Source organism: Nocardia sp. NPDC055321, from assembly GCF_053645575.1.
Window position 1 is genome coordinate 95,545 of the sequence record NZ_JBSHMS010000009.1, and the last position, 14,539, is coordinate 110,083.

Sequence of the window (14,539 nt, forward strand, 5' to 3'; positions counted from 1 at the left end):
GCGGGGTCCGGACGCCATAGCGTCGAGTGCAGGAACCACTGCACGAGGAGGAATCACCCGCATGACCAACAAGGTGCTCGATCAGGTTCGGGATCTGCTGCCCTCGATCCGCGAACGGGCGGTGGAAGCCGAAGAGCAGCGGCGGGTGCCCGATGCCAGTATCGCGGAGCTGACCGAGGCCGGTGCGTTCCGCATGTTGCAGCCCAAGCGTTTCGGCGGCGCGGAGGACTCGCCGGTCGACTTCTACCGGGTGGTGCGCGCGGTCGCGTCCGCGTGCCCGTCCACCGCGTGGGTGACCTCGGTGCTCGGCGCGCACCCCTGGCAGCTGGCGCTGTTCGACGATCGCGCCCAGCAGGATGTGTGGTCGCAGAACCCGGACACGCTGGTATCGTCCTCCTACGCGCCGACCGGCAAGCTCAGCAGGGTCGAGGGCGGCTTCGAGATGTCCGGCCGCTGGAGCTTCTCCTCGGGCTGCGATCACGCGCAGTGGGTGTTCCTGGGCGCGCTGCTGCCCTCGGAGACCGGTATGGACTACTACACGGTCCTGGTGCCGCGCACCGACTATCGCATCGAGGACGTGTGGCACGTGTCCGGCCTGTCCGGCACCGGCTCCAACGACATCGTCATCGACAAGGCGTTCGTGCCCGCCTACCGGCTGTACTCCGCCACCGACCAGGCCAACCTGATCGGTCCCGGGCAGGAGGTGAATACCGCTCCGCTGTACAAGATTTCGTTCGGCAGCGTCTTCTCCAACACCATCACCGCCCCCATCATCGGCGCGGCCGAGGGCGCGTACGAGGCGCACATCGCGCGCCAGCAGGAGCGGGTGCGCCTGTCCTACGGCGGCCAGAAGGTCTCCGACGATCCGTTCGCCCAGGTGCGTATCGCGCGCGCCGCCAGCGAGATCGACGCCGCCATCCTGCAGATGGAGCGCAACACTTCCGAGCAGCTGCGCTATGCCGAAGCGGGCGAGGAGATCCCGTTCGAGCTGCGCCTGCGCGCCCGCCGCGACCAGGTGCGCGGCACCGAACGCGCGCTCGAGGCCATCGATCTACTGTTCAAGAACTCCGGCGGGCATTCCATCCGCCGCCCCAACCCGATCGAGCGGCACTGGCGCGACGCGCACGCGGGCAGCGTGCACGCGATCAACGACGTGGAGCGCGCGCTGGCCATGTTCGGCAAGGGCGCCATGGGCCTCGAAGTCACGGATCGGATGCTGTAGATGACTCTCACCGTGGAGAACACCGAGCGCTGGGTCACCGTCGACGGCAGCAAGCTGCGGTACCACGAGGCGGGCTCCGGCGCGCCCCTGGTGCTGCTGCACGGCTCCGGCGCCGGCGTCTCGGGCTGGGCCAATTTCGGCGGCAACCTGCCCGTGCTGGCCGAGCGGTTCCGGTGCCTGGTGCTGGATCAGCCCGGCTTCGGCGCGAGCGGCCGCCCGGAGGTGTACGACCGCAACTACCTTCGGATCGCCTCGGACGCGGTGATCGGGCTGCTGGACGAGCTCGGCATCGAGAAGGCGCACCTGCTCGGCAATTCCATGGGCGGCGGCGTCGCGGCGCTGACCGCGCTCGAGCATCCGAACCGGGTCGATCGGGTGGTGCTCATGGCGCCCGGCGGCGTCGGTGTCAACGTGCTGGGACCCGAACCCTCCGAGGGCATTCGGCGGCTGATGGAATTCAACGCCAACCCCTCCGACGCCACGGCCATGGGCTTCCTGCGCGCCATGGTCAGCGACGAGGCCACGCTCACCGAGGAACTCGTCGCCACGCGATTGCGGGCCGCGGCCGATCCCCGGGGCCAGGCGGCGCTGCGCGATGCCTACGCCACCTTCTACAACCCGAAGATGGCCGAGCCGCTCCCGCTGTGGGCTCGCCTGAAGAGCCTGCGCCACGAGGTCCTCATGCTCTGGGGCCGGGACGATCGCGTCACCCCGGTGGAGGGCGCGCTGTTCCCGTCCCGGCAGCTGCCCAACGCCGACCTGCGGACCTTCGCCCGCTGCGGGCACTGGGTGCAGATCGAGCGCAAGGACGCCTTCGAGCGTTCGGTGATCGACTTCCTCACCCACGGGCTGTAGTCACCCGCATCGAACCGCGGACGCGGCCGGCGCGCGAACTCAGAGCTCGTGTTCGTGCGCCCAGGCCGCGACCTGGGTCCGCGAGGTGAAACCCAGTTTGGTCAGGATGTGCTCGACGTGGGTCTCGGCCGTGCGGATGGAGATGACCAGGTCCGCGGCGATGCGCTTGTTGCTGTGCCCGGCCGCCACCAGGCGCGCCACGTCCTTCTCCCGGCGGGTCAGTACGTTCGTCTCCGACACGGCGGCGGACTTCGCGCGGGGCGCGCGCTTGACGACGGGTTCGGGCGCGGCCGGCGCGGGCGCCGGGGTCCGGCCCAGGGCGTAGTCGATGGCCTCGTCCAGCGGCATGTTCGCCCCCGCGCCGAAGGCGGCGCGGAACGCGTCCTCGCCCAGCGCCGCCCGCATCTTGCAGCGTTCCTTGTCGCCGACCGCGACGGTGATGGTGTGCGCCAGCCGAATCGTGCTGCGCTGCAGCGACTCCGCGGCCCCGAGCAGGCGGGCGGCGCGTTCGGGATCGCCCGCCGCAGAGACCGTCCAGGCCAGGCCCTCGAAGGCCGAGGACAGCCAGATGCACCGATCGAAGAGCGCGAGCTGCTCGATCGCGCGCCGGTGGTACTGCGCCGACGCCTCCAGATCGCCCAGCCGCCAATGGTTTATGCCGACCGTCCACAGCGCCAGCCCGCCCAGCAGATGGGAGCCGCTGGCGGTGGTCAGCTTCAGGAAGCCCTCGGCCAGTTCGGTGCGCCCCGGCGCGTCCAGCACCATGGCGCACATGAAAGAGAAGGCGTGGCTGTCCATTTCGATGGCGTCCTGCCCGTGGGCGGCCGCCAGATCGATGGCCTCGTGGCCCAGTTCCAGCGCGTAGGTCTGGTTGCCCTCGGCGAACGCCAGCAGCGAACGATCCAGGGACGCCTCGGCCATTATGTCGGAATCCTCCAGCGTCGCAGCCAGATCCAGGCAGTCTGCCACCAGTTTCGCGGCCGAATGCTGATCGCCGAGCAGCGCCGCCAGTGACGCCGCCGAGGACAGCGCCTTGGCGCGCTCGGCGGTCGGCTCCGGGTTGCGCGAGAGCGCGTCCACCAGCCAGCGGTAGCCCTCGGACAGGAATCGGTTGTGCTCCCAGAACGGGCGCAGCACCGTCACCGTCGCCATGGTCGCGAGCGGTTCGTCCTCGAGCCCGGTGCGCAGGGCCGCACGCAGATTCGCGTGCTCGCGGCTCAATTCGCGGAACCAGTCCACATCCTCGCCGGTCCAGTACGCGGTCTGCCCGCGCATGGCCAGCCGCCGGTAGTGCGCCCGATGCCGGGCCCGCACCGCGGGCAGTTCCCCGCGCTCGTCGAGCCGGTCCACGGCGAACTGGCGAATGGGTTCGAGCATGGAGTAGCGCGCGGTCTCACCCTCGAGGCGCAGCAGCACCACCGACTTGTCGACCAGCCCCGTGAGCGCGTCCAGCAGCGCGCCCTTGGCCTTGCGCGCGACGCCGAGTTCGCACACCGCCTCGGCCGCCTCCAGATCGAAGCCGCCCGCGAAGACCGAAAGCTGTTCCCACAGCAGCTGTTCGGCCGGCGTGCACAGGTCGTAGCTCCAGCGGATCGCGCCCTCGATCGTCTGCTGGCGTTCGGGGGCGGTGCGCGGCCCGGTACTCAGCAGGCCCATGGTGTCGTCGAGGCGATCCAAAATCTGGTCGGGGGTGAACATCCGCAGCCGCAGCGCCGCCAGTTCCAGCGCCAGCGGCATGCCTTCGAGCCTGCGGCAGATCTCGGCCAGCACCGGCCGGTTCGCGGCGGTGACCACGAAGGCCGGATTGGCGGCGCTGGCGCGTTCGATGAACAGCGTCAGCGCGTCGCCCTCGTACCCGGAGTCGTTGTCCGGCACCGTCAACGGCGGTACCGGCATCACCTGCTCGCCGGGAATGCCGAGCACCTCGCGGCTGGTGGCGAGCACCCGCACGTCCGGGGTGGTGGCGATGATGCGCCCGACCAGCAGCGCGCATTCGTCGATGAGGTGTTCGCAGTTGTCCAGGATCAGCAGCAGGCGCTTGTTCGCCAGGAACTCGGTGAGCCGGGGCAGCGGTGCGGTGGACTCGTCGCGCAGGTCCAGGGCCTCGGCGACGGTGAGGGTGACCAGGTCCGGGTCCTGGACATCGGCCAGTTCGACCATCCAGACGCCGTCCGGGAACGCCCGGGCCACCAGTTGCCCAATCTGCCGGGACAGCCGGGTCTTGCCCATGCCGCCCGGACCCAGCAGGGTCAGTACCCGGGTGGTGGGCAGCAGCCGCTTCGCGGTTGCCAGTTCGTCGCGGCGCCCGACGAAACTGGTGACCTCGGCAGTCAGATTTCCATTGCCACGCCGTGCCATGCGCACCAACCTATGTGATTTGTCGGGTTCCCTGCCAGCGACGCCACAGAAACCCTGTTCGCCGCCGCACGCCGGGCATGCTCGTGGGCACTGTGCCCCCGCTTACATCCCATGACGCTCCGAACAGGCATCCTTCCGGGTCGTCGCCTGATTTGTCGGGTTTTGCGATGCGGAGTGGGCATAACCTCCGCGCCCGGCGGCTACCCTCGAAGGGTGCCGACCAAGCCGCGTTGCGCCCGTCTGGCGGATGTGCACGACCTCGCCGTGGCGATGCCCCACGTGACGGTCGAATACGGTCCCGCCGAGAACCCCATCTATCAGGTGGGCGCCAAATCGTTCGTCTTCTTCCGCACCCCGCGCCCCGACGCGGTCGATCCGGAGACCGGGGACCGCTATCCGGACGTCATCGTCTTCTGGGTGCCGGGGGAGTCCGACAAACAGGCCCTGGTCCAGGATCCGGATTCGCCCTTCTTCACCACGCCGCATTTCCGGGGTCATCCCTCGGTGCTGCTGCGGTCCGCGCGCCTGCCCGAACTGACCCTGCAGGAGCTGACCGAGATCATCCAGGACGCCTGGCTCAGCCGCGCCTCCGCGACCCGCGCCCGCGCCTGGCTGGCCGCTCATCCGCGTCCGGGCGACTGACGGCGCCCGCCCCGGTGTGGTGCGGGGCCTATCCGGGTTCGCTTGGCGCACAGGGTTTTTCCTGCGTCCCGGCCAGCGCCCGGGCGAGGGATTCGAGCAGCACCGCGCGGGCCGCCCGGCCCTCGGGCACCGGAATCAGCGGATGGACGTGCACCAGTCCGGGCGCTTCGTGATAGTCGACCTCCACACCCGCCGCGCGGGCCTTGGCCACCAGCAGCTTCACATCCGGCCAGACGATGTCCCGGGTGCCGCTGAACACGGTGAGGGGACCGAGCCCGCCCATGTCGGCCAGCAGCGGGCTGACCCGCGGATCCGAGAGCGGCAGCACGCCGCGCCACAGCTCGATGAAGACCCGGGTGCCCTCCTTGCCCAGCCACGGGTCGGTGGGCAGCACGACGTCGATCTCGGGATTGGCCAGGGACAGATCCAGCGCGGGGGAGATGAGCACGGTACGCGGCAGCCGCACCCCGTGCTCGTCGCGCAGCACCGCGGCCGTGGACAGCGCGATCTGGCCGCCCGCGGAATCCCCGGCCAGGCAGACCTCGCCGTACCGGGAACGGTTGGCCAGCACCAGCGCGCACACGCCCGCGATCACCTGGTCGGCGGTGCCGAAGGGCACCAGCGGGTAGATGGGCACGGTGACCGTCGCGTGCGCCGCGACGGCGATGTCCGCGGCGAGCGTCCAGTGCTGCGGGGAGATCTCGTTGACCCACGCGCCGCCGTGCAGGTACACGACGTTGCCGCGCACCCGCCCGGCGCGCGGCGTGATCGTGTACACCGGCCAGCCGTCCACGTGATCCGCGCTCACCGCGACATCGGTGCGCAGGCGGCGCGGCGGCCCGAAAGTCTTGGGACGAATGGTGCGCTCGCGCAAATGTTTCCGCGCGCCCTCGGGACCCAGGAACGGCCGATTCGCGCGAATGAGCCGAAAGTAGTTCGGCAGCACCACGCGGCTGAGAAAACTCGGCACTTCGACCTCCTGCGACTGCCCGCGTCACGTTGCGCGACCCGACCCTACCGAATGCGCGCCCGATCGGCCGGTACTCGGCGAACTGCGGCGCGATCGATTTCCGGGCGGCCCCGAATCGGTAATTCCCCGGGTGCACGGCAAACGACCGGACACGATCAGCGATACCCGACCGCGGTCTCGATATCGGGCAGTTGATGCCGCATGCGATCCCTTTTGGTGCGCAGGTAATGCACATTGTGCTCGGTGGGCGCGGTCTGCAACGGCACCTGCGCGGTCACCGCGATACCGTGCGCCTCCAGCCCGGCTCGTTTCGCGGGATTGTTGCTCAGCAGCCGGACCGACAGCACGCCCAGATCGGCGAGAATGCGCGCGGCCGCGCCGTAATCCCTGGCGTCGATCGGCAGCCCGAGCCGCACATTCGCGTCGACGGTGTCCGCGCCCTCATCCTGTAATTCGTAGGCGCGCAATTTGTTCAGCAGTCCGATGCCCCGGCCCTCCTGACCGCGCAGGTACACCACCACCCCGCGGCCCAGTTCGGCCACCGCCGCCAGGGCCGCGTCGAGCTGTTCACCGCAGTCGCAGCGCCGGGACCCGAACGCGTCGCCGGTCAGGCATTCCGAATGCACGCGGGTCAGGGTGTGCTCGCCGGCCGGATCGCCGTACACCAGCGCCAGATGCTCGGCGCCGGAGTGCGCGTCCGCGTAGCCGACCACGCGGAAATCGCCGAACCGGGTGGGCAGGCGGGTCTCGACCACCCGGGTCACGCCGTTCTCCAGGGTCCTGCGGTACTCGATGAGATCGGCGATCGAGACGATCGGAATACGGTGGGCGCGAGCGAATATCAGCAGTTCGGGCAGGCGCGCCATGGACCCGTCGTCGTTGACGACCTCGGCGATCACCCCGGCCGGGCGCAGGCCGGCCAGCCGCGCGAGATCGACGGCGGCCTCGGTGTGACCCGGCCGGCCCAGCACGCCGCGGGGATTCGCGCGCAAGGGGAAGACGTGCCCGGGGCGGGACAGCTCGCCGGGGCGGGTGCGCGGATCGGCGAGCAGGCGCATGGTGTGCGCCCGGTCGGCGGCCGAGATGCCGGTGCTCACACCGGATATCGCGTCCACCGACACCGTGTAGGCCGTGCCCTTGGGGTCCTCGTTGATCGCCGTCATGGGCGGCAGCAGCAGCCGGTCCAGATCCTCGCCCGCCATGGGCACGCAGACCACACCGCTGGTGTGGCGCACCAGGAAGCCGATGTTCTCGGGGGTCGCGTGTTCCGCGGCGAGCACGAGATCGCCCTCGTTCTCGCGGTCCTCGTCGTCCACCACGAGCACCATGCCGCCTGCCGCGATCGCCGCCACGGCGGTGGTGATGCTGTCGAGCTCACCGGTCATCGTCGACCACCTCCTTCGGGTATTTCTAATAGAAATATGCCCGGCGCGGAACAACGAGGCAGGATCCCGCTCAGTGGTCGCCGATGTGCGCCCCGGATCGCGATCGGGTCATCATGGGCGCGGAGTTGTTTCCAGTACGCCGCAACGGCCCGAAGGCAGATGCCTTCGGGCCGTTGGGGTATCGAGGGGAGGATCAGTGCGCGGTGCCGCCGGTGGCGGGAGTGCGGCCGTGCTTCATAAGGATCGCGCCGAGCAAGGCGATGACCGCCGCGCCCGCGATGAAGTAGAAGCTGATCTCGTAGCCGGAATCCGCGTACAGCAGCGGAATGTCCTGCGTGACCGGTTCCGCCCCCGCCACCGTCACCACGGCCTGCACCGGGTTGGCGTTGAGGAACGCGGTGGCCACCGCGAGCCCGATGGCCACGCCCATGGCCTGCATGACACCGAGCATGCCGGCGCTGATGCCCTGTTGCTCGGCGGGCACGCCCTCGACTATGAGGTTCGGCATGGCCGCGTAGTACAGGCCGAACGCGATGCCGAAGACCGCGCTGACCAGGGCGAGCGCACCCCAGGTGTGCGACATCAGGGCGTAGGCGATGGAGGAGCCGATGAAGATCGTCAGGGCCAGGATGAGTGGCGCCCGCGCCCCGGAGCGGCGGATCCACAGACCGCCGACGAAGCCGAGGATCATCGAGATCACCGCCTGCGCCAACGCGATATGGGTCGCGAAGCCGAGCAGGCTGAGGCCGTCACCGTAGGTGTAGCCGGGGTCGAGATCGACCTGGACCATGTCCGGGGGCAGCTGGGAGTACACGGCCTCGGGCGGCACCACGACCGAGCCCGGCGGCAGTTCCACGCCCGGCGGCAGCGCGGCCTTGGCCTGGGCCTCGGCACCCTGCTGTGCCTGCTCCAGCGCACCGGCCTTGACCTGCTCCCAGGTGGCGGCCTTGACCTGTTCGACGACCTCGGCCGCCGGCGGCGACTGGGTCATGTAGCCCACCGCGTACGACTGGTATCCGATGGTGAACGAGGCCAGCAGCGCGATGAACAGCACCACGCTCACGCGCGGGTTCATCAGCAGCTTCATGTCCATGATGGGCTGCTTGACCTTCATCTCCACGATGGGGAACAGCGCCAGCAGCACCAGACCGCCGATGAGCCAGGCCAGGGTGGAGGGCTTGGACCAGCCCCAGTGCTGGCCGTTGTCCAGGTAGATCAGGGTCAGCACCAGGCCCGCGCCCAGCAGCGACGCGCCGAGCAGGTCGAGCTTCTGCGGGGTGCGCAGCTTGGATTCCGGAACGATCACCCACACCAGCGGGATCATCACGACGGTGAAGGCGAACAGGAACCAGAAGATCGCGCGCCAGCTGTAGTTGTCGACGATGAAGCCGCCCAGCAGCGGGCCCGCCAGGGCCGCGACGCCCAGACCGGTGGAGGCGATGCCCAGGCCGACCGGAACCAGCTTGCGCGGCATGAGATCTCGAATGAGACCGTAGGAGATGACCGCGGTGGCGATGGCGGTGGCCTGCAGGCCGCGGCCCACCAGGAACAGCAGCCAGTTGCTCGTGATCGCGCAGATGACGCAGCCGATCATGAACAGGATGCCGCAGGTGAGGAACATCCGCTTCTTGCCGACGATGTCGCTCAGCTTGCCGATGAGCGGCGAGGTCGCGGCGCCCACGACGCCGAAAACGATGATGGCCCAGTTGATGTTCGCGCCCTGACTGGGGAAGGTGGGCGCGATCTGGCGCAGGGCGGCCGAGACCATGACGTACTGCATGGGGGCGACCTCGGTGAACAGCACGATCACCGCGAGGACGGAGAAGATCCGGAGCTTCGATGCACCATCGAGGCGGCCGGTGTCGTCGACGACGCCGTCGGGCGTCGCGGTATCGACAGTGGTGGACATTGGCGCACTCCAGGTGAGTAGGTAACACGTTTGATGTGAACCGTGTCACGCCGGATACGCGCCGACTATGAAGAAGTCCGTTCAGTGGGAATCAGTTGTTTCCCGGTCCGTTGACCGGGAATCTTCGCCGTTCGGCTTCGCCGCGGCCTTTCGGCGACTACGCTTTCTGGCCAATTTGTCGAGATCGCGCAGCAGGTCCTCGGCGAATTCCTTTTCCGCCTCGTAATGCTTGACGCACCAGCGCAATACGGCGCTCGGATACGCCCACTCCGGATTGGCGTCCGAGCCGTCGGCGTCGGCCTGTGCGCGCCGGCGCTGGGTTTCCGCGTAATCGATGTGCCTGCCCAGGATCTCGCGCATGCGATCCGGCTCGGCCAGATGCCCCAGCCAGGCCCGCAGCATCACACTGTGTTTGAGCACCGGCGCCTCGACGGGGGAGTGATTCACCCAGTGCGAGGCCGCTTCCCGGCCGCTCTCGGTAATGGCGTACATCCGCTTGCCGCGCATCCCGTCCTCGGACACCACGGTGCGCGAGGTGGCGAAGCCGTGCTTCTCCAGCCGTTTGAGTTCGGCGTAGATTTGGCTGAACGACGGGCTCCAATAGAAGAACTGCAGACTCCAGTCCGCCCATTTCTTCAGGTCGTACCCGGAGAGTTCCTCTGCGTGCGAAAGCATTCCGAGTACCGCCCACGCCGTGGTCGGCAAGTCCGGAATCACCGGCTGTTCGTCGGGGCGCGTGGCGCCGTCGGTCGTCATGGAACTGTATCGCCCCCGCATGTGTCCGCCTTCTCGAGTTCGGGCAACCGATCGGTTGTGTCAGCGCCAGTGCGCGCGGCGCGGGAACAGGGCGCGACCGGCCTCGTGCGCGACCTCGAGCACGACGCGGGCCAGCCGGTCGTAGCTCATGCCGTCGGCCCGGCCCGAGAGCGAGAGGGCGGCGGGCGCGGTGCCCCGGCCGCGCAGTGGCGCTGCGACACAGGCGATTCCGACCACGGCCTCTTCACGGTCGATGGCGATGCCCTGGCGCAGGCGGATCTGGGCGAGTTCGCGGGCCAGGGCCTCGGGCTCGCAGATGGTGCGCGGGGTCAGGCGCGGCAGGCGGGTGCGCAGCGCGGCCTCGGCGATGTTGGGCTCGAGACAGGCGAGCATGGCCTTGCCGACACCCGTCGCGTGCGCGGGCATCCGGCCGCCCAGGCGGGTGGGCAGGCTCGCGGCGAAGCGGCCGCCGGCCTTGTCCAGGTAGACCACGTCGCGCCCGTCCAGCACCGCGAGGTGCCCGACCATGCCGGTGCGCTGGCTCAACTCGTGCAGCAGCGGGCTGACCGCGTCGCGAATCTCGTTGTGGTCGGCGGTGAGTCCGCCGAGTTCGAGCGCGCGCATGCCCAGGCGGTAGCCGCCCGAGGTGTGCGCCAGCCAGCGCAGCTTGATCATCTGATCGAGGATCCGGTGCACGGTCGACCGCGGCAGCCCGGTGCGCTCGACCAGACCGAGCAGGGTGAGGGTGGGGGTGGAGGCGTCGAACGCGTCCAGGATCAGCGTCATCCGTTCGATCATCGAGACCGGCACTTCGGCGCTGGTGTTACGAGATTCCTTGGCACGCATGGGGTTGTGAGCGATTCGAGCTTCCGCCGAGGCGAGCGTGGCGACGGACATATGAGCCTCCGTTGGATCCGACATCCAGTCTAGGGATATTCCGAATAGGCATGTGCCGGTTTCGGACCTTGTGCTACCCATCACAGTGCCCTGGACCACACCCGGACGAATCGGGAGAACTACGTAGGTTTGGTCCCGTTCTACGGATTCATGTCTCGGTCACCGAACCCGGATGTTGACGCCTCCGTGGCCCGACCTGCTGTCATGACTGACAGCTATATGTCGAACCGAAATAGAGGAGTCACCGTGGAACCGGTGCTGGAGGTAGATCTCGTGGCCGCGCGGATCGATCCCGCCGCCTTCAAGGCCGTGCTCGGGCGCTTCGCCTCGGGCGTCACCGTGATCACCGCCATGGACGCCGGCGAACCGGTCGGGTTCGCGTGCCAGTCGTTCGCCTCGCTGTCCATCGACCCGCCGCTGGTGAGCTTCTTCCCGGCGCGCACCTCGAGCACCTGGCCGCGCATCCGCCGGGCCGGGTCGTTCTGCGTGAACATCCTGGCCGACCACCAGGACGAGCTCTGCCGTCGGCTCGGGCGGCCCGGCGCGGACAAGTTCGCCGGGATCGACTGGACCCCGTCCGCGAACGGTTCTCCGCTGCTCACCGGTGCGCTGGCAACCATCGACTGCACCCTGCGCGACGAGGTCGACGGCGGTGATCACACCGTCGTCATCGCGAGTGTGACCGGCCTGAACGAACACTCCGAGGCGACGCCGCTGCTGTTCTACCGCGCGGCCTTCGGGCGTCTCGCACACCAGTAGCAACCTCCCGGCCAGTGGGACACCCGTTGTCATCGGCGTCACATGGGCGGGAACCATTCGAAGTAAGGCAAGGGAGAGGAATTCACATGACCACCGATGGTGCCGTGGCGACCGAAGTGCGAGTCATCGACGCGGGCGCCCCGCCTGCCCGGTTCGCGCGCGGCTGGCACTGCTTGGGCCTGGCCGAGACCTTCCGCGACGGAAAGCCGCACACCGTCAAGGCTTTCGGCACCGAGATCGTGGTCTTCGCGGCCGAGGACGGCACGCTCAACGTGCTCAACGCCTACTGCCCGCACATGGGCGGCAATCTGGCCGACGGCACCGTCAAGGGTGATTCGCTGGCCTGCCCGTTCCACGACTGGCGCTGGAACGGCAAGGGCAAGTGCACGGGCATCCCGTACGCGCGCCGGGTGCCGCCGCTGGCCCGCACCAAGGCGTGGCCGACCATGGTCGAGAACCACCAGCTGTTCGTCTGGCACGACCCGGAGAACAAGCAGCCGCCCGCCGAGGTCGCGATCCCGCGCATCGACGCCGCGTTCAGCGACGAGTGGACCGACTGGACCTGGAACACCATGATCGTGGACGCCAACTGCCGCGAGGTCGTGGACAACGTGGTGGACATGGCGCACTTCTTCTACGTGCACTACGGCTTCCCGACCTTCTTCAAGAACGTCTTCGAGGGGCACACCGCCAGCCAGTACATGACCTCGGTCTCGCGCGAGGACATGATGGGCGAGACCGCCAAGGCGCTGGGCGGCAAGAACGTCCTGCAGTCCGAGGCCTCCTATTACGGCCCGTCCTACATGATCGACTACCTGAAGTCCGAGAGCGCGAACGGCCTGGTCGTCGAGGGGTACCTGATCAACTGTCACTACCCGATCAACGAGAACCAGTTCATGCTCATGTACGGGGCCATCGCGCGCAGGCCCGACGGCGTTCCGGCCGAGCAGGCCGCGGAGATCGCGCAGAAGTTCGTCGGCGGCCTCGGCAAGGGCTTCGAGCAGGACGCCAATATCTGGAAGCGCAAGTCGCGCATCAACAATCCGCTGCTGTGCGAGGAGGACGGGCCGGTCTACCAGCTGCGTCGCTGGTACGAGCAGTTCTACACCGACGCCGCCGCGGTCAGCGACGAGATGACCGCGCGCTTCGAGTTCGAGGTGGACACCACCCGCGCGGTCACCGCCTGGGAGGCCGAGGTGGCCGACAACCTGGCCAAGCGCGCCGAAGCCGCCGCGGCACAGGGCTGAGAGGCGCCGAGATGGATCGGGTTTCGTGCGGGTCCTGCGGGACCTGCGTGCTGGTGGAGAAGTTCAGCCCCCAGCACACCAGCGTGCAGTGGAACCGGGCCGCCGAGGCCGCCTGCACGGAACTGGCCGCGACGGGCCTGAAGGCGCACACCTGCCACGCGCTGCGCGACAGCATCGACGCGGCGGTGGCCTCGGGCGCACTGGGCGCGAGCACCCGCGACGCGGATGTGCGCACGCGCGGGCGCACCCTGGCCTAGGGCGCGGCGTCTTGGCGACGGGCCGCCGCCGAGCGTCAGCGACGGTCCGCCGCCAAGCCTGAGAAACAGGCCGCCCGGCAGCGTCGGCGGTCGACCCTCGAATGGTCTACCCGATCGGATCGGGAACGAAACACACGCACAGGAATGGAACTGGTGGAGCGATGACGGTGGCAGACCTCGAACCGGATACGGCGCAGCTCGACGCCGACGCCGCGTTGGAGACCGTGCGGCGCGCGGGCGGCAGCGCCGCGGTGCGCATCACCCGGGTGGTGCGCGAGACCGCCGACGCGGTATCGCTGGAACTGACCCCCGGCGCGGACTGCGCCGATCGCTTCGACTACCGCCCCGGCCAGTTCCTGACCCTGCGCATTCCGAGCGAGCGCACCGGGTCGGTGAGCCGCTGCTACTCCCTGTCCAGCGCGCCGCACGAGGGCGGCCCGCTCAAGGTGACGGTGAAACGCACGGTCGACGGCTACGGCTCGAACTGGTTGTGCGACAACGCCGTCGAGGGCATGAGCCTGGACGTGCTGCCGCCGGCCGGGCTCTTCACTCCCGCGTCGCTGGACACCGATCTGCTGCTGTTCGGCGGCGGCAGCGGCATCACCCCGGTGCTGTCCATCCTGAAGTCCGCGCTGGCGCGGGGTTCGGGTCACATCACGCTGATCTACGCCAACCAGCACGAGAACTCGGTCATCTTCGCGGCCGAACTCGCGGAACTGGCCGCCGCGCACCCGGATCGGCTGCTGGTGCTGCACTGGCTGCAGTCGGTGCAGGGCCTGCCGAGCGTCGCCCAGCTCACCGCGCTGGCCGCGCCGTGGGCCGGCCGCGAGGTGTTCGTCTGCGGCCCCGGCCCGTTCATGGACGCGGTCGCCGCGGCCATGACCGCGCTCGGCGCGGATCGCAAGCGCGTGCACGCGGAGAAGTTCGTGTCGCTGGCGGGCAATCCGTTCGAGACCGATACCGCCGCGGTCGATATGGACGCCGCGGCCGCCGCCGGTGACAACGCTGTCGCGCGGGTCGAACTCGACGGGGAGAATCACGAGGTCACCTGGCCGCGGCAGCAGACCCTGCTGGACGTGCTGCTCGCCAAGGGCCTGGAGGCGCCGTACTCGTGCCGCGAGGGCGCGTGCAGCGCCTGCGTCTGCCGTGTCGTCTCCGGCGAGGTGTCCATGCGGCGCAACGAAGTTCTCGAAGACGCCGACCTGGAAGAGGGCTATGTGCTGGCCTGCCAGGCCGTTCCGGTGACCGACGACGTCTCGATCACCTATTCCTGAAATCGCTA

At 69.0% G+C, this 14,539-nt stretch carries 13 protein-coding genes; 7 read left to right on the plus strand and 6 right to left on the minus strand.

The annotated features are described in order from the left end of the window. Nucleotides 1–61 precede the first annotated feature (61 nt). Nucleotides 62–1,222: a 3-hydroxy-9,10-secoandrosta-1,3,5(10)-triene-9,17-dione monooxygenase oxygenase subunit gene (gene hsaA / locus ACWIGI_RS16385; RefSeq protein ID WP_454203218.1), complete on the plus strand. Its 1,161-nt coding sequence runs from the start codon at nt 62–64 to the stop codon at nt 1,220–1,222. After that, a complete protein-coding gene (locus tag ACWIGI_RS16390) occupies nt 1,223–2,077 on the plus strand; it encodes an alpha/beta fold hydrolase (protein ID WP_454203219.1) in 855 nt (284 codons plus the stop codon). A 39-nt stretch (nt 2,078–2,116) separates the two neighbouring features. On the opposite strand, the gene ACWIGI_RS16395 is transcribed toward ACWIGI_RS16390, so the two are convergent. Next, on the minus strand, nt 2,117–4,435 hold the full coding sequence (locus tag ACWIGI_RS16395) for a LuxR C-terminal-related transcriptional regulator (protein WP_454203220.1): 2,319 nt from the start codon (nt 4,433–4,435) through the stop codon (nt 2,117–2,119). A 270-nt stretch (nt 4,436–4,705) separates the two neighbouring features. Here ACWIGI_RS16395 and ACWIGI_RS16400 point away from each other — a divergent pair, with 270 nt between their 5' ends. Then, nucleotides 4,706–5,077, plus strand: a complete 372-nt coding sequence (locus tag ACWIGI_RS16400; protein ID WP_454203407.1) for a hypothetical protein — start codon at nt 4,706–4,708, stop codon at nt 5,075–5,077. Nucleotides 5,078–5,105: 28 nt separating this feature from the next. Here ACWIGI_RS16400 and ACWIGI_RS16405 read toward each other — a convergent pair whose 3' ends face one another. The 5 genes from ACWIGI_RS16405 to ACWIGI_RS16425 all read right to left on the minus strand — a co-directional run bounded on the left by ACWIGI_RS16405 (nt 5,106) and on the right by ACWIGI_RS16425 (nt 10,994). Then, nucleotides 5,106–6,047, minus strand: a complete 942-nt coding sequence (locus ACWIGI_RS16405; RefSeq protein WP_454203221.1) for an alpha/beta hydrolase fold domain-containing protein — start codon at nt 6,045–6,047, stop codon at nt 5,106–5,108. A gap of 155 nt (nt 6,048–6,202) precedes the next feature. Then, the gene (locus ACWIGI_RS16410; protein WP_454203222.1) at nt 6,203–7,432 is read right to left on the minus strand and encodes a bifunctional 3,4-dihydroxy-2-butanone-4-phosphate synthase/GTP cyclohydrolase II; all 1,230 of its coding nucleotides are present in this window, start codon (nt 7,430–7,432) and stop codon (nt 6,203–6,205) included. A gap of 193 nt (nt 7,433–7,625) precedes the next feature. Next, the gene (locus tag ACWIGI_RS16415) at nt 7,626–9,341 is read right to left on the minus strand and encodes an MFS transporter (RefSeq protein ID WP_454203223.1); all 1,716 of its coding nucleotides are present in this window, start codon (nt 9,339–9,341) and stop codon (nt 7,626–7,628) included. An 81-nt stretch (nt 9,342–9,422) separates the two neighbouring features. Next, nucleotides 9,423–10,097 (minus strand): PadR family transcriptional regulator, encoded by a 675-nt coding sequence (locus ACWIGI_RS16420; protein ID WP_454203224.1) that lies wholly within the window; start codon nt 10,095–10,097, stop codon nt 9,423–9,425. A gap of 60 nt (nt 10,098–10,157) precedes the next feature. Beyond that, on the minus strand, nt 10,158–10,994 hold the full coding sequence (locus ACWIGI_RS16425; protein WP_454203225.1) for an IclR family transcriptional regulator: 837 nt from the start codon (nt 10,992–10,994) through the stop codon (nt 10,158–10,160). A gap of 246 nt (nt 10,995–11,240) precedes the next feature. On the opposite strand from ACWIGI_RS16425, the gene ACWIGI_RS16430 reads away from it, so the two are divergent. The 4 genes from ACWIGI_RS16430 to ACWIGI_RS16445 all read left to right on the plus strand — a co-directional run bounded on the left by ACWIGI_RS16430 (nt 11,241) and on the right by ACWIGI_RS16445 (nt 14,531). Continuing rightward, on the plus strand, nt 11,241–11,753 hold the full coding sequence (locus tag ACWIGI_RS16430; protein WP_454203226.1) for a flavin reductase family protein: 513 nt from the start codon (nt 11,241–11,243) through the stop codon (nt 11,751–11,753). A gap of 86 nt (nt 11,754–11,839) precedes the next feature. Further along, nucleotides 11,840–13,000: a Rieske 2Fe-2S domain-containing protein gene (locus tag ACWIGI_RS16435; RefSeq protein ID WP_454203227.1), complete on the plus strand. Its 1,161-nt coding sequence runs from the start codon at nt 11,840–11,842 to the stop codon at nt 12,998–13,000. A gap of 11 nt (nt 13,001–13,011) precedes the next feature. Then, the gene (locus ACWIGI_RS16440) at nt 13,012–13,257 is read left to right on the plus strand and encodes a hypothetical protein (RefSeq protein ID WP_454203228.1); all 246 of its coding nucleotides are present in this window, start codon (nt 13,012–13,014) and stop codon (nt 13,255–13,257) included. A 161-nt stretch (nt 13,258–13,418) separates the two neighbouring features. After that, nucleotides 13,419–14,531 carry a 2Fe-2S iron-sulfur cluster-binding protein gene (locus tag ACWIGI_RS16445; RefSeq protein ID WP_454203229.1) on the plus strand — a complete coding sequence of 371 codons (1,113 nt, stop codon included), beginning with the start codon at nt 13,419–13,421 and terminating at the stop codon, nt 14,529–14,531. Nucleotides 14,532–14,539 lie beyond the last annotated feature (8 nt).